The sequence below is a fragment of the Pseudomonas sp. GW821-FHT04C07 genome, from assembly GCF_059420325.1.
Window position 1 is genome coordinate 342,184 of sequence record NZ_JBWKTM010000004.1, and the last position, 19,567, is coordinate 361,750.

The 19,567-nt window shown below is 56.1% G+C and carries 18 protein-coding genes and 1 pseudogene; 12 read left to right on the forward strand and 7 right to left on the reverse strand.

The window, feature by feature from the left end; genetic code table 11:
* Positions 1–30: 30 nt before the first annotated feature.
* Positions 31–1,239, reverse strand: a complete 1,209-nt coding sequence (locus AC07UI_RS10590; RefSeq protein ID WP_494992443.1) for an ammonium transporter — start codon at positions 1,237–1,239, stop codon at positions 31–33.
* Positions 1,240–1,573: 334 nt separating this feature from the next.
* Between AC07UI_RS10590 and AC07UI_RS10595 the strand changes: the two genes are divergently transcribed.
* The 9 genes and pseudogenes from AC07UI_RS10595 to AC07UI_RS10635 all read left to right on the forward strand — a co-directional run.
* A complete protein-coding gene (locus AC07UI_RS10595; RefSeq protein WP_419116508.1) occupies positions 1,574–1,888 on the forward strand; it encodes an ElaB/YgaM/YqjD family protein in 315 nt (104 codons plus the stop codon).
* A gap of 1 nt (position 1,889) precedes the next feature.
* Positions 1,890–2,279 carry a phage holin family protein gene (locus AC07UI_RS10600; protein WP_494992444.1) on the forward strand — a complete coding sequence of 130 codons (390 nt, stop codon included), beginning with the start codon at positions 1,890–1,892 and terminating at the stop codon, positions 2,277–2,279.
* On the forward strand, positions 2,276–2,617 hold the full coding sequence (locus tag AC07UI_RS10605) for a hypothetical protein (RefSeq protein ID WP_494992445.1): 342 nt from the start codon (positions 2,276–2,278) through the stop codon (positions 2,615–2,617). Before AC07UI_RS10600 ends, AC07UI_RS10605 begins: the two co-directional genes overlap by 4 nt.
* A gap of 117 nt (positions 2,618–2,734) precedes the next feature.
* On the forward strand, positions 2,735–3,898 hold the full coding sequence (locus AC07UI_RS10610) for an EAL domain-containing protein (RefSeq protein WP_494992446.1): 1,164 nt from the start codon (positions 2,735–2,737) through the stop codon (positions 3,896–3,898).
* Between the two features lie 69 nt (positions 3,899–3,967).
* The gene (locus AC07UI_RS10615; RefSeq protein ID WP_494992447.1) at positions 3,968–5,299 is read left to right on the forward strand and encodes a deoxyguanosinetriphosphate triphosphohydrolase; all 1,332 of its coding nucleotides are present in this window, start codon (positions 3,968–3,970) and stop codon (positions 5,297–5,299) included.
* Positions 5,300–5,578: 279 nt separating this feature from the next.
* Positions 5,579–6,007, forward strand: a complete 429-nt coding sequence (locus tag AC07UI_RS10620) for a response regulator (RefSeq protein WP_494992448.1) — start codon at positions 5,579–5,581, stop codon at positions 6,005–6,007.
* A 252-nt stretch (positions 6,008–6,259) separates the two neighbouring features.
* Complete coding sequence (locus tag AC07UI_RS10625; protein WP_494992449.1) at positions 6,260–6,886, forward strand: response regulator; 627 nt, start codon at positions 6,260–6,262, stop codon at positions 6,884–6,886.
* A gap of 8 nt (positions 6,887–6,894) precedes the next feature.
* Positions 6,895–10,539 carry a transporter substrate-binding domain-containing protein gene (locus AC07UI_RS10630; protein WP_494992450.1) on the forward strand — a complete coding sequence of 1,215 codons (3,645 nt, stop codon included), beginning with the start codon at positions 6,895–6,897 and terminating at the stop codon, positions 10,537–10,539.
* A 69-nt stretch (positions 10,540–10,608) separates the two neighbouring features.
* Positions 10,609–10,764: pseudogene (locus AC07UI_RS10635) on the forward strand (HD-GYP domain-containing protein); the annotation flags it as partial.
* A gap of 1 nt (position 10,765) precedes the next feature.
* On the opposite strand, the gene AC07UI_RS10640 reads toward AC07UI_RS10635, so the two are convergent.
* Both AC07UI_RS10640 and AC07UI_RS10645 read right to left on the reverse strand, forming a co-directional pair.
* Positions 10,766–11,248: a GAF domain-containing protein gene (locus tag AC07UI_RS10640; RefSeq protein ID WP_494992451.1), complete on the reverse strand. Its 483-nt coding sequence runs from the start codon at positions 11,246–11,248 to the stop codon at positions 10,766–10,768.
* Positions 11,245–12,135, reverse strand: coding sequence for an ATP-binding protein (locus tag AC07UI_RS10645; RefSeq protein ID WP_494992452.1), 891 nt, complete (start codon positions 12,133–12,135; stop codon positions 11,245–11,247). The genes AC07UI_RS10640 and AC07UI_RS10645 overlap by 4 nt, the downstream gene beginning before the upstream one ends.
* A 168-nt stretch (positions 12,136–12,303) precedes the next feature.
* Between AC07UI_RS10645 and AC07UI_RS10650 the strand changes: the two genes are divergently transcribed.
* Positions 12,304–14,625 carry a hybrid sensor histidine kinase/response regulator gene (locus tag AC07UI_RS10650; RefSeq protein WP_494992453.1) on the forward strand — a complete coding sequence of 774 codons (2,322 nt, stop codon included), beginning with the start codon at positions 12,304–12,306 and terminating at the stop codon, positions 14,623–14,625.
* On the opposite strand, the gene AC07UI_RS10655 is transcribed toward AC07UI_RS10650, so the two are convergent.
* The 3 genes from AC07UI_RS10655 to msrB all read right to left on the reverse strand — a co-directional run bounded on the left by AC07UI_RS10655 (position 14,609) and on the right by msrB (position 16,179).
* A complete protein-coding gene (locus AC07UI_RS10655) occupies positions 14,609–15,070 on the reverse strand; it encodes a MarR family winged helix-turn-helix transcriptional regulator (protein ID WP_494992454.1) in 462 nt (153 codons plus the stop codon). The two genes, AC07UI_RS10650 and AC07UI_RS10655, sit on opposite strands and share 17 nt — an antisense overlap.
* Positions 15,067–15,552 (reverse strand): glutathione peroxidase, encoded by a 486-nt coding sequence (locus tag AC07UI_RS10660; protein WP_494992455.1) that lies wholly within the window; start codon positions 15,550–15,552, stop codon positions 15,067–15,069. The genes AC07UI_RS10655 and AC07UI_RS10660 overlap by 4 nt, the downstream gene beginning before the upstream one ends.
* Positions 15,553–15,783: 231 nt before the next feature.
* A complete protein-coding gene (gene msrB, locus AC07UI_RS10665; protein ID WP_494992456.1) occupies positions 15,784–16,179 on the reverse strand; it encodes a peptide-methionine (R)-S-oxide reductase MsrB in 396 nt (131 codons plus the stop codon).
* Positions 16,180–16,401: 222 nt separating this feature from the next.
* Here msrB and AC07UI_RS10670 point away from each other — a divergent pair, with 222 nt between their 5' ends.
* Positions 16,402–17,613, forward strand: a complete 1,212-nt coding sequence (locus AC07UI_RS10670; RefSeq protein WP_494992457.1) for a pyridoxal phosphate-dependent aminotransferase — start codon at positions 16,402–16,404, stop codon at positions 17,611–17,613.
* Between the two features lie 306 nt (positions 17,614–17,919).
* Complete coding sequence (gene htpX / locus AC07UI_RS10675; protein ID WP_494992458.1) at positions 17,920–18,807, forward strand: protease HtpX; 888 nt, start codon at positions 17,920–17,922, stop codon at positions 18,805–18,807.
* 90 nt (positions 18,808–18,897) lie between these two features.
* Here the strand turns inward: htpX and AC07UI_RS10680 are convergent, their stop codons facing one another.
* Positions 18,898–19,554 carry a thiopurine S-methyltransferase gene (locus AC07UI_RS10680; protein ID WP_494992459.1) on the reverse strand — a complete coding sequence of 219 codons (657 nt, stop codon included), beginning with the start codon at positions 19,552–19,554 and terminating at the stop codon, positions 18,898–18,900.
* Between the last annotated feature and the right edge of the window lie 13 nt (positions 19,555–19,567).

Genomic DNA, 19,567 nt, shown 5'->3' on the forward strand with positions numbered 1-19,567 from the left:
TGCAGGTAAAGCAATTTCAGATTCGCACAATCAATCCAGGCTCACTGCGCCGATCTTGTGCACGGACAAATCAGCCCCGTAATACTCCTCTTCCTGGCTCAACCGCAGACCATGGAAATACTTGATCGCGCCATACACCGCAAAGCCCCCGGCAAAGGCGATGACGATACCCACAGAGGTTCCAATCAACTGGCTGATCAAACTGACTCCGCCCAGACCTCCCAAAGCGCTCTGACCGAAAATTCCGCAAGCAATCCCGCCCCAGACGCCGCAAAGCCCATGCAACGGCCAGACACCCAACACATCATCAATCTTCCATTTCCCTTGCGCGGCGGTGAAGCACCACACGAACAAAGCCCCGGCAATGGCGCCGGTTACCAGTGCGCCGACCGGGTGCATCAAGTCGGAACCTGCGCAAATCGCCACCAGCCCAGCCAATGGGCCGTTATGCAGGAAGCCCGGGTCATTGCGACCGACGATCAGAGCCGCCACGGTGCCGCCGACCATCGCCATCAACGAGTTGACCGCGACCAGGCCACTGAGCCCTTGCAGCGTTTGCGCACTCATCACGTTGAAGCCGAACCAGCCGACAATCAGGATCCACGACCCCAACGCCAGAAACGGAATGCTCGACGGTGCGAAGGCCACCAATCGTCCATCGCGGTAACGGCCCTGCCGCGGCCCCAGCAACAGTACCGCCGCAAGCGCCAGCCAACCGCCCATGGCGTGCACCACCACCGATCCTGCGAAGTCATGGAAACTCGCGCCAAAGCGCGCCAGCAACCAGGCTTGCAGACCAAAATTGCCGTTCCACACCAAGCCTTCAAAGAAAGGATAAATGAACGCCACGATCAGCGCCGTCGCACAGAGCTGCGGGGCAAATCTGGCTCGCTCGGCAATCCCCCCGGAGATGATCGCCGGAATCGCCGCAGCAAAGGTCAGCAGGAAGAAAAACTTCACCAGCCCATAACCATGATCGGCACTGATCACCGCCGCTGGCTGCATGAAACTGACGCCATAGGAAATCCAATAGCCTATAAAGAAGTAGGCCAAGGTCGAAATGGCGAAATCGCTGAGGATCTTCGATAACGCGTTGACTTGGTTTTTTTGCCTGACCGTACCCACTTCAAGGAAGGCGAAACCGGCATGCATGGCCAAGACCATGACCGCGCCCATCAGAATGAACAGCGTGTTGGAGCTATGGACCAGACTGTCCACAGCACTTTGCAAATTTTCCATGGAGATGGCAGACCTGAATGCAGGAAAAAGCACCAAAGCAGTTCAAGAACTCCTTTTTCGCACCAAATTGGCACCCGCCTTGGCAACGGCTTTTGTATGGGTGAACCGCTTTGGCGCAGGAATTGCGAACAGGCAATCGCCGCTAGGGGTTTTTCGCGGGTTTTAATTATTTAGGTTAAGGTTTTCATGGCTCGCGCCACATTTACGCCCAGCTTCAGCGCAACATCGCTCGCCTGCGCACCATGACAAAGCAAAAGCTGTACCAGGCAATTGCGCTGAACCTTCCGGCAAGCCTCATACTCGAAACATTCAGAAGCCACCTACGGAGATAACCATGGCCAGCAAAACAGCAAAGACTGCTCAAGAAATACTGATGGCGGATTTTCAAACGCTGGTCAATGACACCGAGAGGTTGCTGGAGCACACCGCGACACTGGCCGGTGATCAAGCTGATGAACTGCGCAGCCAGATCCACGACAGTCTGTTGCGCGCCCGCGAAACCCTGCAACTGACCGAAGACTCCCTGCGCGAACGCAGCAAAGCTGCGGTCACCGCCACCGAAGACTACGTACAGGCCAACCCATGGCAGTCGGTGGGAATTGCCGCCGGGGTAGGCTTTCTGATCGGCCTGCTGGCGACGCGGCGCTAATATGCCTATTGACGAATCCGGCTCGTCCGCAACGGGCCCAAGCACCTCATCCCGGCGCTTGGGTGCCGCTTTCCTGGGTTTGTTGCACAGCCATGTCGAGTTGTTCGGTATCGAGTTGCAAGAGCAAAAATCACGGACCGTAAGCCTGTTGTTGTTCGCAGGTCTGGCACTGGTTTTTGCCTTGCTGTTATTGGTTGGGCTCTCGGTATTGGTATTGATCCTGCTCTGGGACACTTATCGCCTGGCCGCAATTATCGGCCTGTGTGTCTTCTATACGCTCGCCGCACTCTTTTGCGCGCTGCGTATGAAAGCGGCAATCTTCGACGAGTCATCACCCTTCAGTGCCACGCTTGAAGAGTTGGCCAACGACAGGGAGCGCCTGCTGCCATGAGCCTGCCTGAGATACCCCAACTCCATACCCGGCACGAGATGCGCAAGGCCTTGATCCGGTTGCGCATGGAAATGCATCGCCAGGAAATCCGCCATGAATCCCAGAACCTGCTGCGACCCTTACAGCGTGTGCGCGGGATGACACAAAACATGAAGGACGGCTTCGGCATCAAGCACGCGCCGCTCTGGGGCGTTGCCGCAGTGACCTTGCTGGGGTTTCTGACCGGCAAAGGCGCCAAGGGCGGTGGCATCAGCAGCCTCACCCGGCTGGTCAGCCTCGGCACCAGCCTGTTGCCGCTGATCAAGCTGGCGATGCAAGGCTCCTCTGGCAAAAGCTAGTCTGGCTGCATTCTTGCAAAGCTCATGGATCGGACCTCTTTATCGCGGGGGTCTGGTCCTGCCTGTCTACCCGATAGCCGAGGCACATCCCCAACAAGACCTTACTAAGGAGGCTCTGTGATCGACGGGCAACCGCTTGCCTGCTTTCAGCCATTCATCGACACCGCAACCGGTCGCATTGCCGGAGTCGAAGCCCTGGGCCGCCTGCGTCAGGCCGATGGTCAATTGACCTCGGTCGGGCCGTTGTTTGCAGATCCGCGAACACCTTCTGCCTCGTTACGACGCCTTGATCGCCTGGTCCGCGACAACGCTTTGAGTCGCCTGCATGAGGCCCCTCAAGACTGGTTCCTGAGCCTGAATATGTCACCTCGCTGGATCAGCCGCTTACGCTCTGGCCAGGCGCTGCCGAGCCTCAAACAATTGCAGCGGCATGGCGTTGATCCTCGACGCATCGTATTCGAGATCACTGAACTGGGCGGAAACGTCCAGCGTTTGTCTGAGGTTGTGGAGCGTTATCGACAGGCAGGTGCGCGCATCGCGATCGATGATTTCGGTGCCGGTTATTCTCAGCTGGATCGTGTACTGGCGTTACAACCAGACATTCTCAAACTGGATATGCGCTTGTTCCAGGCTGCGGCTCGTGGCGGGCCCAGCAGTGATGTAGTCAAAGCGCTGGCGCAGATGGCAGAAAAAACCGGGTGCTGGATCATCGCTGAAGGTGTGGAAACCGAGGCCGAACTGAATTTCGCCCTGGAATGCGGATCACGCTATGTCCAGGGCTATCTGTTCGCCAAAGCCGAGGTCGGGCTCTTCCCCACCGATGCGTTCGTCGAACGCTTTGCCCGACTGCGCGAACGTTATGTTCAACAAAAACTGACCGAGCGTGCCCGCTTGATGGTGATGCGCCAACAGCTCGGCGAACTGATGGGCATTCTGCAAGCATGGGCACAGGCTCAAGCGCCACTCAGCCAACTACCCCAACTGCACGCCTTCCCATGGTTGCTGCGCTTTTATCAATGTGACCGCCATGGCACGCAACTCACCCCCAATCTTGAATGGCGCAATAATGCCTGGCAGGCAGACAGCAGTTACCTGGGCCACAACTGGTCCTGGCGGCCGTACTTCTATCACTTGCTGGCAGAGGGCTGGGACGAACGCCGACTGACGCTGTCCAACACCTACCGCGACGCCACCAGCAACCAGTATTGCCTCACCGCCGGCCAATTCTTCGACAACGGTCAGCGCTTACTGCTGATCGATATTGACGCGCTGGGGCTCTAGTTCCACTTGCAGCGAGGTGCGCGAACCGGGAAGCTAGGGTCTGTTGACACTCGCCGGAGAGAACCAGCCTTGGATTGGCAAACCCTGCTTACCCGCGAACGACTCGGAAAGCCGTTGCACAGCCCGGAAGAACTCGGCCGCAGTCCGTTCCATAAAGACCACGACCGCATCATCTTCTCTGGCGCCTTCCGCCGCCTGGGCCGCAAGACTCAGGTGCATCCGGTTTCCAGTAACGATCATATCCATACGCGTCTGACCCACTCCCTGGAAGTAAGCTGTGTGGGTCGCTCACTGGGCATGCGCGTGGGAGAAACGATCCGCAGCGCCCTGCCTGACTGGTGCGAACCCAGCGACTTGGGCATGGTGGTGCAATCGGCCTGCCTGGCTCACGACATCGGCAACCCACCGTTCGGTCACTCGGGCGAAGATGCGATCCGCCATTGGTTCCAGCAGGCCGCAGGCCGCGGCTGGCTTGACGACATGACTGAAGTCGAGCGCAATGACTTCCTCAATTTCGAAGGTAATGCTCAAGGTTTTCGAGTGCTCACCCAACTGGAATACCACCAGTTCGACGGCGGTACGCGGCTGACCTACGCGACACTCGGTACCTACCTGAAATACCCGTGGACCGCCCGTCACGCGGACTCATTGGGCTACAAGAAGCACAAGTTCGGTTGCTATCAGAGCGAGCTGGCGCTGCTGGAGCAGATTGCTCATAAACTCGGCCTGCCTCAGCTTGAGGAACAACGCTGGGCTCGTCATCCTCTGGTCTACCTGATGGAGGCCGCCGACGACATCTGCTACGCCTTGATCGACCTTGAGGATGGCCTGGAGATGGAGCTTCTGGAATATGCCGAAGTCGAGTCTTTGCTGCTGGGGCTGGTCGGTGATGATCTACCGGAAACCTATCGCCTGCTCGGGCCGCAGGATTCGCGTCGGCGCAAGCTCGCGATCCTGCGCGGCAAAGCTATTGAGCACCTGACCAATGCCGCCGCACGAGCGTTTGTTGAACAACAGGATGCGCTATTGGCCGGCACACTCCATGGCGACCTGGTCGAACATATGCACGGTCCAGCCAAGCGTTGCGTTTTGAATGCCAAAGACATGGCACGCAAGAAAATTTTCCAGGACAAGCGCAAGACCTTGCATGAAATCGGGGCTTACACCACGCTGGAAATTCTGCTGAATGCCTTTTGCGGTGCCGCCCTGGAACAGCATGGAGGTCGTACGCCATCCTTCAAAAACCGTCGCATCCTCGACCTGCTGGGTAACAATGCCCCCGACCCGAGCCGGCCTTTGCACGCATCCTTCCTGCGTATGATCGATTTCATTGCTGGCATGACAGACAGTTACGCCAGCGAGATGGCGCGAGAGATGACCGGACGCTCCAGTCCGCAGTAAAAACTATCGGTCAGCCGTGTCAGAAACTCCCTCTGCGGCTGACCGAATTTTCTCAAACTTCGGGTACATCCCTGCACCCAGAGAATCCCCCTACAGTACGTGCTGAGCAAACTGATCGAATTTATCTGCATATTCGCGAAATAATCGCCCTCCATCCTGTACGACATAATGAACCGACCCCATCGTCCACGGACCGTCAATAAAGCAATCCCGAGGCTGGCGAACCATTGCCCGGTCGTTGAACTCGACCAGGATGGGCTCTTGCGTATGGAAAACGATATGCTCAAACACGACGTGCGCATCCTGCTGGTGGAGGACCATCCTTTTCAGCTGACAGCAACCCAATGTCTACTTAACAGTTATGGCTTCCACCAGTTGACCCCGGCCCACAATGCCGAAAGCGCATTAAGGCTAATGCAACAGGCACAAATGCCATTCGAAATTCTCCTGTGTGATCAGTGCTTGCCAGACCTTCTGGGTCTTGAACTGATTGACCTGGCAAGCCGTCAAGGTTTTATACACAGAGCCATCATTTTAAGCAGCCTCACTCTGAATGAACTGAACGAGCTGAAAAACCAGGCGAGTGAGCGCGGCCTGCCACTACTCGGTTACTTGACCAAACCGCTGAACCACCGGGAACTGAAAACGCTACTGGTCTGCGCAGCAATAAAGAGCGAACCCACAACAAGCGGCGGCTCACGTGTTTAAGAAACCAGCCACACTTCGAGTAGGAATATTTACGAGCCCCCAGTGAAAAACACCATATTTTAAATCACTTCCACTTACATATCGGTTAAAAATTGAGTCACCATTCCACCAAACCTTGCCCAAGGGTAATCCATCGCCTTTTCTCATGTAGGACTCATCCTATATTGCACCAGCAGACCAGTCAGTTCATGCCTGTGCGCCCCCATCTGAGCTAAGGTGCGCGCTTTATTTGCGCTCGCATGGGATTTGATTATGAACTCGGTTTTTATTGTCGACGACCACCCCGTTATCCGCCTTGCAGTCCGTATATTGTTAGAGCATGAAGGCTATAGAGTAGTCGGTGAGACGGATAATGGAGTTGATGCCATGCAAATGGTCCGGGAATGTATGCCGGACCTGATCATCCTCGACATCAGCATTCCTAAACTCGACGGACTGGAAGTTCTCTCGCGTTTTAATGCAATGAGTACGCCCCTGAAAACGTTGGTTCTGACGGCACAATCACCCTCCCTTTTTGCCATCCGCTGCATGCAATCCGGAGCCTCCGGTTATGTCTGCAAGCAGGAGGACTTGAGCGAATTGATAAGTGCCATCAAAGCGGTCCTCTCCGGTTACAACTACTTTCCGAGTCAGGCCTTGAACCCTGCTCGATTGGATGACAAATCATCTATCGAGCTGGACTTATTTAAATCGGTCAATGACCGAGAGCTCATGGTACTGCAACTATTTGCTCAAGGCCGTACAAACAAGGAAATTGCCAATGGAATGTTTCTTAGCAACAAGACCGTCAGCACCTATAAAAAAAGACTCATGCAAAAGCTCAAAGCCAAGTCCATGGTAGAACTTATCGAGATGGCAAAACGTAATGCGCTAGTGTGAGAAACAGGATGCCCTGGCGTTTAAAGGACTATTTAATATTATTGAGCGCAGGTTTTTGCCTGAGCACCTCTGTGTCCGCTACACAAAACGGCATCGAGCACTACACGCTGCTCAGTCGCTCAGGCGGCGGTCACATGGAAGTCCAACTGGACAGAACACAACTGCTGCCGGTCCAAAACAAGCGCGAACTGGTCCTGGGCACTTCCGCTGCGGATTACCCTCCCTTTGACTTGACCACCAGCGGTCATGACTACGAAGGGCTCACGGCAGATTACGCAGGTATCCTCGCAAAAACGCTGGCCCTGCCCATGAGGGTGCAACGTTTTGCCTCAAGGGAGGCAGCCATAGAGGCACTTGAGAAGGGATACATCGACCTGCTCGGTACCGCTAACGGCTTTGAGGCCAATAACCCGAACCTATTGCTTTCAACGCCCTACGCCGTGGACCAGCCGGTCCTGGTGACTCGAAAAAGAGAAAACCGCTCGCTGACCGATGGCCTCGCGAACATGCGCCTGAGTATGGTCTATCACTACCTGCCGCTGGATGAAATAAAGGCGCTATACCCCAAGGCCATCATCACCACCTTCCCCTCGTATCAGAATGCGATCAACGCCGTTGCCTTTGATCAGGCGGATGTCTTCCTCGGCGACACCATTTCGACTCATTACATGATCAACAAGGGTTATCTGAAAAACATCCAGATGGCCAACTTCGGCAAACACGAGGCCAATGGCTTCGGCTTTGCGGTGCGCAAAGATGACCAGAACCTGCTCACTGTTATCAATGCGATCCTCAAGGCCGTACCACCCGGTGAGCGAGAAAATATCGCTAAACGCTGGAGCGCCGGAAGCGACATTCTTCTCACTGACCACAAACTGCAACTGACCTCTGCAGAAGAGGGCTGGCTGACACAGCATCCGATTGTTCGCGTCGTAGTGAACGAGGCCTTCGCCCCACTCACCTTCTTCGACGCCGATAACAACTTGCGCGGCATCACCGCGGACCTGCTGGAACTGATCAGGCTGCGCACCGGCTTGCGTTTCGAGATTCAGCGCAGCCGCGGTGTCAGCGAAATGATCAAGCAGATTGAAGAGAACAAAGCTGACATCATAGCTGCCATCCCGCCCGGCAATGAACGGGAGAGCAAACTCAGTTTCAGCCGCCCTTATCTGGAAACCTCATATGTACTGCTGACTCAAAAAGGCTCCGCAAGCTTCGCCAACCTTGAGCAACTTCAAGGCAAACGTCTGGCAATCACCCGAGGCGATCCTTTGGTGAGTTTTCTGCGCAGTGAGTTTCCGCTCATCCGCCTGGCTGAGACCCGTGACACCTTCAGAGCGACCGAGCTGCTAGCCCAAGGCCAGGTCGAAGGTGCCGTGAATTCACTGGTGATCGCCAACTACTTCGTCTCATCGCAGGCGTTCCAGGACAAGCTCCAGATCAGTGCCACTATCGGGACCCGGCAAGCAGCCTTCTCACTGGCTACGGCACGAAGTGCGACGGAACTGAACTCCATCATCGACAAGGCACTTTTGAGCATTGCGCCGGACGAACTCGGAATCATCAACAGTCGCTGGCGTGGCCATACGACGCCTGCCGACAGTTACTGGCGCAGCTATCACCGCCTGTTTTACCAGATTGTCTTGGGTATCGGTCTGCTGTTGCTGATTTCCCTGGCCTGGAATGCCTATATGCGCAGGCAAATCAAACAGCGGCAAATGGCCGAACGGGCACTCAATGATCAGTTTGAATTCATGCGAGCCCTGGTTAACGGAACGCCGCATCCTATTTACGTGCGTGATCGGGAAGGACGTCTACAAAGCTGCAACGACAGCTATCTGGAAGCCTTTTGCACCACGCGAGAAGAGGTCATTGGCAAAAACGTCATGCAAGGGGGGGTGAGCAACGAATTTGAAGCACGCGAATACCAGGCCGATTATCAACGGGTGGTGGCCGAAGGCATTCCTTTGATCCTCGATCGCATGCTGCATATCGGCAAACGAGAACTGACAATCTACCACTGGATTCTCCCCTACCGTGACTCGACAGGAGAGGTCCGGGGCATCATTGGAGGCTGGATCGACATCAGCGAACGCCGCCAACTGTTCGATGAACTGAGGATGGCTAAAGAACAGGCCGATGACGCAAATCGAGCTAAAAGTACATTCCTGGCAACCATGAGTCATGAAATTCGCACACCAATGAATGCAGTGATAGGCATGCTCGAATTAACCTTGAAACATGCTGACCAGGGTCACCTTGATCGCCCGGCCATTGAAGTAGCGTACAACTCGGCAAAGGATCTGCTGGATCTGATCGGCGATATTCTCGATATCGCCCGCATCGAGTCAGGCCGTTTAAGCCTTGCCCCTGAGCAAGTCAACTTGCGCGCGATCATCGAGTCGGTGATTCGGGTTTTTGACGGACTGGCCAGGCAAAAAAACCTCAACCTGTTACTGGAATTCAATTCGAATGTGCAGGAGACCGATGCACTGATTGATCCTCTGCGTTTCAAACAGATACTGAGCAATCTGGTCAGCAACGCGATCAAATTTACCGAACACGGTCAAGTCAAGATCCGGGTCGATATACAACCCACCGAAGAACCACAACAGATTCAAATACAGTTGCAGGTTCAGGACTCGGGAATTGGTATTAGCGAAGATGACCAACAACGCCTGTTCGAACCCTTTGCTCAGGCTGAAAGCCCCAACCATCTGGCCAGGAGTGGTACTGGTCTGGGCCTGGTCATCAGCCGCAGTTTGTGTGAAATGATGGGGGGGCTTTTGACTTTAACCAGCCAGGCCGGGGTAGGTACTCAAGTTCATGTGTCGTTGAAAATGACCAACCTGCCGCCCAAATTGATGATCGACGAGGTCGTTCCTGCTCCTCCTGCCGCGTGTGCCGTATTAAATGTCCTGGTGGTCGACGATCACCCCGCAAACCGTTTGCTCATGTGCCAGCAACTTGGGTTCCTTGGTCATCACTATACGGTCGCTCACCAAGGCGCTGCGGGTTTGCGGGCCTGGGCAGACGGGCACTTCGATCTGGTGATCGCGGACTGCAACATGCCCGTCATGAATGGCTATGAACTCACCCGGGCCATCCGTGAGAACGAACAACAGGGGCAGTTGCCCCCGTGCACAATTCTGGGGTTCACCGCCAACGCCCAGCAGGAGGAAAAGCACCGCTGCAAACAGGCCGGGATGAACGATTGCCTGTTCAAACCCATCAGCCTTACCGCGTTGAATCAACGGCTGGCCGAACTCAAGCCATTACCCTTCAACAACGCCTTCAATCCCGATAGCCTGCACTTGATGACCGGAGGGAATCCACAACTCGTTCTACGCTTGCTCACTGAACTTCTAAGCAGCACCCGTCAGGACCGACAGACACTGCACGCACTCCAGCATGAGGGTGAGAGGCAATCGCTGATCGATATCGCGCACAAGATCAAGGGCGCAGCTCGAATGGTGCAAGCCTTTTCGCTGACTGATCATTGCGAAGCACTTGAGCAATCCTGTATCGAAAATGCCAGCACGGAGAAGGTCGATGCCTGCGCAAAAGCCATTGAGCACTCCATGCTTGAATTGGAGCGAGCGCTACACAGACAAATCCAGCGGCACACTCAGCCCCCCGGACCCGAATCTTGAGAATGAAGCAAACGCCTGTCCGAGACAGACGTCCTCAGTAAGCTGCTTAAGGACACTCGACAGAACTCTATTGCCGGTGGCCATCACGAAAAAATGGACGGCACCGGTTATCCCGAACAGTTGAAACGCGAGGAGATGAGTCTGCCGGCGCGAATGATGACAATCGCCGATATTTTCGAGGCGCTGACTGCGGCAGACCGCCCCTGCAAGAAGGCCAGGCGCCTGATCAGCAGTCGCTCAAACGCAGGAAAATAGCCGCCAACTGTTCGATGCCCGCCTGGTCCTGCTCGGTAAAACGCGCCAGTTTCGGGCTGTCCAGATCCAGCACACCGATCAACCGACCCTCTTTGACCAGCGGTACCACCAGTTCACTGTTCGACGCACTGTCGCAGGCTATATGCCCGGCAAACGCATGCACATCCTCGACCCGCTGGGTTTGCAGGGTCGCAGCGGCAGCCCCGCAGACACCGCGCCCGAACGGGATTCGCACACAGGCGATCTGGCCCTGAAACGGTCCGAGTACCAGTTCCTCATTGCGATTGAGGTAGAACCCGGCCCAGTTCAGGTCATCCAGCTGGTTGAACAAAAAGGCCGAAAACTGCGCAGCGTTAGCAATGAAGTCACGCTCATCGGCCAGCAACGATTCCAACTGCGCACACAGGAGCGCATAGCCATCGAGTCCTGCGCCACTTTTCTGCAAATCGATCATGCTTTTTGCTCCAACAACTGTAGCCCTACCCAATACCGCGCAAATTGATATGCGCAACGTCCATTGCGATTGCCCCTTCCGGTCGCCCAGCGGACCGCCAGAATATCAAGCTCGTCGGTACGCTGCCACGCAAGACCGGCTTTACGCGCCAGCTCACCGATCCAGTGTTCGACCACATTGAGAAAGTGTTCCTGGGTGAAAGGATAAAAAGACAACCACAGACCAAAACGGTCCGACAAGGCAATCTTGTCTTCCACCGCCTCATTGGGATGGAGTTCACCATCGACCATCTTCCAGTTCTCGTTGTCGCTCTGTTTCTCCGGGACCAGATGTCGGCGGTTAGAAGTCGCGTACAACAGGACGTTGTCCGGAGCCTGTTCCAGCGAGCCGTCGAGTACACTCTTTAGAATGCGATAATCACCCTCGCCCGCCTCGAACGACAAATCGTCACAAAACAAAACGAACCGCTGTGGCAGCTTTTGTAATTGCTCGACCACCCGCGGCAAATCCGCCAGGTGATCGCGCTCAATCTCAATCAGACGTAAACCGGCCTTGGCGTGCTCCGCGAGCAAGGCCCGAACAAGCGAAGACTTACCCGTCCCGCGTGAGCCCCAGAGCAATGCGTGGTTGGCCGGCATGCCATCGAGGAACTGTCGGGTATTGCGACCTAACTGCTCACGTTGTTTATCCACCCCGATCAGATCGGACAAACGCATGTCCAGACTGACCTCCAGCGGCAACAGAAAACCACTGCGCCCTTCGCGCTGCCAACGGGCGGCCAGACACTGAGTCCAGTCGATGGTTTGTCGCGGCGCGGGCAACAAAGGCTCCAAACGAGCCAGAACCGCATCGGCGCGTTCAAGAAAAGCATTCAATCGGGAATCCACGACTTCTCCTCAGGCACGTTCACAGTAATGATGTTATCCAGACAAACGCAGCATCAAGCACCGGTTCGTAGCTGAATGAAAGACTGACGTCAGGTTCTGCCGATAATCACCACTGTTCAGCTATGATTGATCGGCGAAGGGAAACGGAAAAAATTGGCTCAGCACTCCATGGATATCAAGTTCACCAACCGCCTGTCTTACAAACAAGCCAGGCTCACTGTGCTGGTCGGTTTCATTCTGGGAGCCCTGCTCAGTCTGCTGCAAATAGGCATCGATTATGCCAGCGAAGACGCCTCCATCAACCGGGAAATACGCTCTCTTCTGGAAATCAGCCATAACCCGGCCTCGCGGATCGCCTACAACATCGACGCCGAGCTCGCGCAAGAGTTGACCCTTGGCCTGCTCCGCTCTCCGGCGATCATCAGTGCGCAATTGATCGATAACAACAACACGATCCTTGCCAGTGTAAATCGCCCCGGGATGCAAAGCAGATACCGGCTGATCAGCGACTTTCTCTTTGGTGCCAATCGCCAATTTGAAGACCGGCTCTATCTCGATTACCTGCCCGGCGAATCCCTCGGTACCTTGCATTTGGAGGTTGATACCTACTCTTTCGGCAGCCGCTTCCTGCGTAGGGCCGAGGTGACCCTGCTCAACGGCTTCTTCCGCAGTCTGATCCTGACCGCAATTCTACTGGCGCTCTTCTACGTCATGCTGACCAAACCCCTGGTTCGGGTTATCCGCGCACTCAGCGGCAGTGACCCTCGAAGCACCGACCAGGCGCGACTGGATTTCCCACTGGGCCACGAAAACGATGAAATCGGCGTATTGGTCAAAGTCGCCAACCAGCAGTTCGAAAACATGGCCACCGAGATTCAGCAGCGACGCAATGCCGAGAACCGCTTGACCGATTATCTCGGGCAACTGGAGAGCATCGTCTCCGCGCGTACCAGCGAACTGAAAGCGATCAACACTCGCTTGAGCCAATCCAACGAAGAACTCGAAATTGCCCGCAGCACGGCACTCGACATGGCGGAGGCGCGCTCGGTGTTCCTGGCCAATATGAGTCATGAAATTCGCACTCCGCTTAACGGCTTGCTGGGAATGATCGCCCTTTCTCTGGACAGCCCCCTGACTGCCGAGCAACTGCAGCAACTGTCGATTGCCCACGACTCTGGCAAGGTATTGGTGGAGTTACTCAACGATATTCTCGACCTGTCGAAGTTCGACGCCGGTCAACTGGAGCTTGAACGCATCCCCTTCGACCTCGGCGTACTGGTCGAAGACACGGCCAACCTGCTATCGCAGAATGCCGCACCGAGCGTTGAACTGGCCTGCCTGATCGACCCGCAGTTTCCGGCATTGGTGCTGGGTGACCCGACACGTGTACGGCAAATCGTCAGCAACCTCTTGTCCAACGCTCTGAAGTTCACCCGATTCGGCCGCGTCGATGTACGCCTGAGCACACATGAAGACGGCGTCAGAATCGAAGTCTGCGATACAGGTATCGGCATTGCGCAGGACGCGCAGGTCAAAATATTCCAACCCTTCACCCAGGCAGGAGCCGGCATTACCCGGCAGTTCGGCGGTACCGGCCTGGGTCTCGCCCTGACCTACAACCTCTGCGAAGCCATGCAGGGCCGTCTGAGCATCTGTTCGGAAGCGGGTTTCGGCAGCCAGTTCTGCGCCGACCTGCCGTTACCTTGCCATACCCCCGCACCCACTCCGGCGCCACTGCAAGGAAACGTCATGGCGATCACCGCAGCTGGTAGCGGTCTGGCCGAACTGTTGAACAGTTTGCTGCCCGGATGGGGACTGGACTATCAACGACGCAACATCGATGACTCGCTGATCGGGCTCACACCTGATCTGCTGATCACCGACTGCCCTGAATGCCTGTTAGGGATACGTCCCGCCATCCAGACGCCGATTCTGCTGGTGACCGCCTATGGCAGCTTTATGCCAACCGAAGAAGCCAGCGCTCTGGCACCCTTACAGCAGCAGGCTCGACCGCTGGCACGCAACGCGCTTTATCAAACCCTGCGGCGGACCCTGCAAGCACAGACCACCACCATCAACGAAGCACAGCTTGAAACCCTGTCTCCCCAGCGGCGGGCATGCATCCTGTTGGTGGAAGACAACCCGGTCAACCAGCTCGTGGCCAAAGGAATGCTCGGCAAGCTTGGCTGCGAAGTGACCGTTGCAGCACATGGCGCCGAGGCCCTGGACCAGCTTGAGCACAGTAGTTTCGACCTGGTGTTAATGGACTGCAATATGCCGGTCATGGACGGTTATGAAGCCAGCCGGCAGATCCGCCGCAGTGGTCGCTGGCCTGATCTGCCTATCGTCGCACTGACTGCCAATGCCATGCCCGAGGAGCGAGAACGCTGCCGCGCGGCCGGGATGAGCGACTATCTGGCTAAACCGTTTCGGCGCGAAGAGTTGGCTGCCCTGCTCGAACTATGGGTGCCCGTTACGACAGCGCTTTGATCTGCCCCAATAACTGGTCCAGACCGCTGCGCAGCTCACTCAAGCGATCCAGATCCACACCGCTGTCGCACAACAGACGCGCCTTGAGCGGCGCGACCCGCTCGCGCAGGGCCAACCCGGCACCGGACAGACTCAAGTGAACTTCACGCTCATCGCGCGCCGAACGCTGACGCTGCACTAACGTCATCTGCTCAATGCGTTTGAGCAACGGTGTGAGCGTCCCGGAGTCCAGGGCCAACCGCTCGCCAAGGGCTTTCACCGTCGGTTGCTCAGGCGGCGAATCCTGCCATTCCCACAACACCAGCATGACCAGGTATTGCGGGTAGGTCAGCCCCAACTGGTCGAGCATCGGCTTGTAGGCACGAATGACTGCCCGGGAAGCGGCGTACAGCTTGAAGCACAGCTGGCTGTCGAGTTTGAGCGAATCAGCTGACAGACCATTCATTTGAGCAACGCTTCAATCTCGCTCGTCAGATCCTGCGGCTTGGTCGCCGGAGCAAAACGTTTGACGACCTGACCGTCCTTGCCGATGAGGAACTTGGTGAAGTTCCACTTGATGCCTTGAGAGCCGAGCAGGCCCGGAGCGCGTTTTTTCAACTGCACGAACAATGGATGAGCGTCGCTGCCATTGACCTCGATCTTCTTGAACAGCGGGAAGCTGACACCAAAGTTCAGCTCGCAAAACTCGGAAATGGCCCCCTCATTCCCCGGCTCCTGTTTGCCGAACTGGTTACACGGGAAGCCGAGCACCACCAGACCCTCGTCCTTGTAATTCTGCCAAAGCTCCTCCAGACCTTTATATTGCGGCGTGAAACCGCACTTGCTCGCAGTATTGACCACCAGGACGGCTTTGCCGGCAAAGTCGGCCAGGGTCTTTTGCTCGCCTTTGATGGTGGTGCAGGGGATGTTCAGCAAATTGTCAGTCATGGCGCAGGCTCCTGAAACGGAAATGTGAGACAACCATAGTGAGCAATTGAATTGCGTGCAATTTAATTATTGGCAACGTCACCCGGGATATCACGGCTGGCGCTAACTATATGTAGGAGCCGAGCTTGCTCGCGATGGATTTGAAGCTGACGCGTTTCGTCAGGAAGTACACGTCATCGTTTACGACCATCGCGAGCAAGCTCGGCTCCTACAGGGGGGGCGTACAGCCGATCAGCCCCGAGGCACCAGATCCAGGCACACCGAATTGATGCAGTAGCGCAAGCCCGTCGGTGGTGGACCATCAGGGAACACATGCCCCAAATGTGCATCGCATTTGGCGCAGACCACTTCGGTACGAACCATGCCGTGGCTCACATCACGAATCTCGACCATGGCGCTCTCGCCTATCGGCTGATAGAAACTCGGCCAGCCGCAGCCAGAATCAAATTTTGCCCTGGAGTCAAACAACGGCTCATTGCAGCAAATGCAGTGATAAACACCATCGGTCCTGGTGCCGTTGTACTTGCCCGAGAACGGTCGTTCGGTGCCTTTGAGGCGACAAACGTTGTACTGCTCCGGATCGAGCATGGCGCGCCATTCTTCAAGGGTTTTTTCCAACTTTTCCATCGTCTTACCTCTGCAACTGAAAAAGCCTGATCTGTATCTTTTCCACGGATCAGGCGGCACGTATGATTGCGCCTCGTCAAACGCCAGTCTGGCAGCCGTGTAACGCGCATTCAAACGGATTTTCACGCTGCGATACCGGTTACAGGCCTGTGTGAGAACGCAGGATTCCCAGTACGGTAGTTCAATGCCGCCTGGATCGTTCATTTTCAGGAACACATCGCCATGCAGGTCAGCAAATCGAACAAGCTCGCCAACGTCTGTTATGACATTCGCGGCCCAGTGCTCAAGCACGCCAAACGTCTGGAAGAGGAAGGCCATCGCATCCTCAAGCTGAATATCGGCAACCCGGCGCCTTTTGGTTTCGAGGCACCGGACGAAATCCTCCAGGACGTCATCCGCAACCTGCCGACCGCGCAAGGCTACAGCGACTCCAAGGGCCTTTTCAGCGCCCGCAAGGCCGTTATGCAGTACTACCAGCAAAAGCAGGTAGAAGGCGTCGGTATTGAAGACATTTACCTGGGCAACGGCGTTTCCGAGCTGATCGTGATGTCGATGCAGGCCCTGCTCAACAACGGTGACGAAGTACTGATCCCGGCACCCGACTATCCGCTGTGGACCGCAGCCGTGACCCTGGCCGGCGGCAATCCGGTGCATTACCTGTGCGACGAGCAAGCCAACTGGTGGCCGGACCTGGCCGACATCAAGGCCAAGATCACCCCGAACACCAAGGCTATGGTGATCATCAACCCAAACAACCCGACCGGCGCGGTGTACTCCAAGGAAGTTCTGTCGGGCATGCTTGAACTTGCCCGCCAGCACAAGCTGGTGGTGTTCTCCGACGAAATCTACGACAAGATTCTCTACGACGATGCCGTGCATGTTTGTACTGCTTCGCTGGCTCCGGATCTGCTCTGCCTGACCTTCAACGGCCTGTCCAAGTCCTACCGTGTAGCGGGTTTCCGTTCCGGCTGGGTCGCCATTTCCGGCCCGAAACACAATGCCCAGAGCTACATCGAAGGCATCGACATGCTGGCCAACATGCGCCTGTGCGCCAACGTGCCTAGCCAGCATGCGATCCAGACCGCCCTCGGTGGCTATCAGAGCATCAATGACCTGGTCTTGCCGGCGGGCCGTCTGCTGGAACAGCGCAACCGTACCTGGGAACTGCTCAACGACATTCCCGGCGTCAGCTGCGTCAAACCGATGGGTGCGCTGTACGCCTTCCCTCGGATCGACCCGAAAATCTGCCCGATCCACAACGATGAAAAATTCGTTCTCGATCTGTTGCTCTCGGAAAAGCTGTTGGTGGTCCAGGGTACCGCCTTCAACTGGCCATGGCCGGACCACTTCCGCGTCGTGACCCTGCCGCGAGTGGATGATCTGGACCAGGCTATTGGCCGGATCGGTAATTTCCTGAAATCTTACCGCCAATAAGCACTGTTACGCTGTGCGACTGTTGCAAAGTCGCACAGCGATTAATTCAGCAACATATCTCCTTTTTCCCTAAACACATGCCCTCCTGTGCCTGTGCTGTTTCCATGGTCTGCCATCGCACCCAACTGCGACGGGACCCTCAGCGCTAAAAGCGCGTGCCCGATCAATGTCGGAAAAACCCTGCAAGGGTCTAAAATCCGACTGTAAGACACAGTTTGAAATAGTCACCTGGTTGAATAGCCCGGTGCCGCACCTTATATACCCCGCAGTACGCTACATATTTAGCATGAGGAGATTTCTACAACCATGATGCGCATATTGCTGTTTTTGGCCACTAACCTGGCGGTCGTGCTGATTGCCAGCATCACCCTGAGCCTTTTCGGCTTCAACGGGTTCATGGCGGCCAACGGGGTTGACCTCAACCTCAATCAGCTGCTGGTTTTCTGTGCGGTCTTTGGTTTCGCGGGTTCCTTGTTCTCGCTGTTCATCTCCAAGTGGATGGCGAAGATGGGCACCAGCACCCAGATCATCAGCCAGCCGCGCACTCGCCATGAACAATGGTTGCTGCAAACCGTCGAGCAGCTGTCCCGCGAAGCCGGGATCAAGATGCCCGAAGTCGGGATTTTTCCGGCTTACGAGGCTAACGCCTTTGCCACTGGCTGGAACAAGAACGACGCACTGGTCGCCGTCAGCCAGGGTCTGCTGGAGCGCTTTTCACCGGATGAAGTGAAAGCGGTGCTGGCCCACGAAATCGGCCATGTAGCCAACGGCGACATGGTGACACTGGCGCTGGTACAAGGCGTGGTGAACACCTTCGTGATGTTTTTCGCGCGAATCATCGGCAACTTCGTCGACAAGGTTATTTTCAAGAACGAAGAAGGCCAGGGCATCGCCTACTACGTGGCGACGATCTTCGCCGAACTGGTACTGGGCTTCCTGGCCAGCGCAATCGTCATGTGGTTCTCGCGCAAACGCGAATTCCGCGCAGACGAAGCCGGCGCCAGCCTGGCCGGCACCAGCGCAATGATCGGCGCCCTGCAGCGCCTGCGTTCGGAGCAAGGCCTGCCGGTACACATGCCGGACACCTTGACTGCCTTCGGTATCAACGGCGGCATCAAGCAGGGCCTGGCTCGCATGTTCATGAGCCACCCACCGCTGGAAGAGCGTATCGACGCACTGCGCCGTCGTGGCTGATAGCCTTCATTGAAGCACCCAAAGGGGCGACGCAAGTCGCCCCTTTTTCGCTTCCAAAGAATTCGACCACTCCAGCGTTTACGACCCGGGTCAGTTCTTCAACAGACGATAAACCCGCTCATCCAGGCGCGTGACACCGCTCTGGAGGAACTTCCAGCTCTCTGCGAGGACGTCTCGTTCTTCTACGACTCGAAGCTGCCAGTAATCGCCAAGCAGGCTTCTGGTTTCAGCATCGACCACCGCAAACGGTGGCCCGGCCATCTGTATCTGGTCGTAGTCCAGAGTAATCAGCAACCCCTTACAACCCGACGGCAGGATCCGGTTCAGATGTGCCGCGTACTGCTCGCGCATTTCCGGTGGCAGGGCAATCAGCGCCGCCCGGTCATACAACGCTGCACAATCAGCCACATGCTCAACTCTCAAGGCAAAGAAGTCCCCGCACCACAACTCTATCGAGCCCACCTGATAGACCGTGAAAGCACCCTGCTGACTGATCTGTGGCTCAAGTTGCTGATCGCTGAAAAAATCCGTCACGGCCTTTTCTGACAACTCGACGCCCAGCACCTGATGACCACAACTGGCGAGCCACACAAGGTCCAGACTTTTCCCACACAATGGCACCAGCACCCGCGAGCCTGCCGCCAACCCCAACTTAGGCCACAACCGCGGCAGGTAGGGGTTTACCTCGGACAGATGAAAGCCGATCTGATTGAGCTCCCAACGCTTGTGCCAAAATTCCGGTTGCATAAATCACCCTGAA

Excerpts from the sequence above, each read along its gene's own strand:
- AC07UI_RS10590 (WP_494992443.1), bottom strand. The coding sequence starts at position 1,239 with ATGGAAAATTTGCAAAGTGCTGTGGACAGTCTGGTCCATAGCTCCAAC.
- AC07UI_RS10595 (WP_419116508.1), top strand. The coding sequence starts at position 1,574 with ATGGCCAGCAAAACAGCAAAGACTGCTCAAGAAATACTGATGGCGGAT.
- AC07UI_RS10600 (WP_494992444.1), top strand. The coding sequence starts at position 1,890 with ATGCCTATTGACGAATCCGGCTCGTCCGCAACGGGCCCAAGCACCTCA.
- AC07UI_RS10605 (WP_494992445.1), top strand. The coding sequence starts at position 2,276 with ATGAGCCTGCCTGAGATACCCCAACTCCATACCCGGCACGAGATGCGC.
- AC07UI_RS10620 (WP_494992448.1), top strand. The coding sequence starts at position 5,579 with ATGCTCAAACACGACGTGCGCATCCTGCTGGTGGAGGACCATCCTTTT.
- AC07UI_RS10625 (WP_494992449.1), top strand. The coding sequence starts at position 6,260 with ATGAACTCGGTTTTTATTGTCGACGACCACCCCGTTATCCGCCTTGCA.
- AC07UI_RS10630 (WP_494992450.1), top strand. The coding sequence starts at position 6,895 with ATGCCCTGGCGTTTAAAGGACTATTTAATATTATTGAGCGCAGGTTTT.
- AC07UI_RS10640 (WP_494992451.1), bottom strand. The coding sequence starts at position 11,248 with ATGATCGATTTGCAGAAAAGTGGCGCAGGACTCGATGGCTATGCGCTC.
- AC07UI_RS10650 (WP_494992453.1), top strand. The coding sequence starts at position 12,304 with ATGGATATCAAGTTCACCAACCGCCTGTCTTACAAACAAGCCAGGCTC.
- AC07UI_RS10655 (WP_494992454.1), bottom strand. The coding sequence starts at position 15,070 with ATGAATGGTCTGTCAGCTGATTCGCTCAAACTCGACAGCCAGCTGTGC.
- AC07UI_RS10660 (WP_494992455.1), bottom strand. The coding sequence starts at position 15,552 with ATGACTGACAATTTGCTGAACATCCCCTGCACCACCATCAAAGGCGAG.
- msrB (WP_494992456.1), bottom strand. The coding sequence starts at position 16,179 with ATGGAAAAGTTGGAAAAAACCCTTGAAGAATGGCGCGCCATGCTCGAT.
- AC07UI_RS10670 (WP_494992457.1), top strand. The coding sequence starts at position 16,402 with ATGCAGGTCAGCAAATCGAACAAGCTCGCCAACGTCTGTTATGACATT.
- htpX (WP_494992458.1), top strand. The coding sequence starts at position 17,920 with ATGATGCGCATATTGCTGTTTTTGGCCACTAACCTGGCGGTCGTGCTG.
- AC07UI_RS10680 (WP_494992459.1), bottom strand. The coding sequence starts at position 19,554 with ATGCAACCGGAATTTTGGCACAAGCGTTGGGAGCTCAATCAGATCGGC.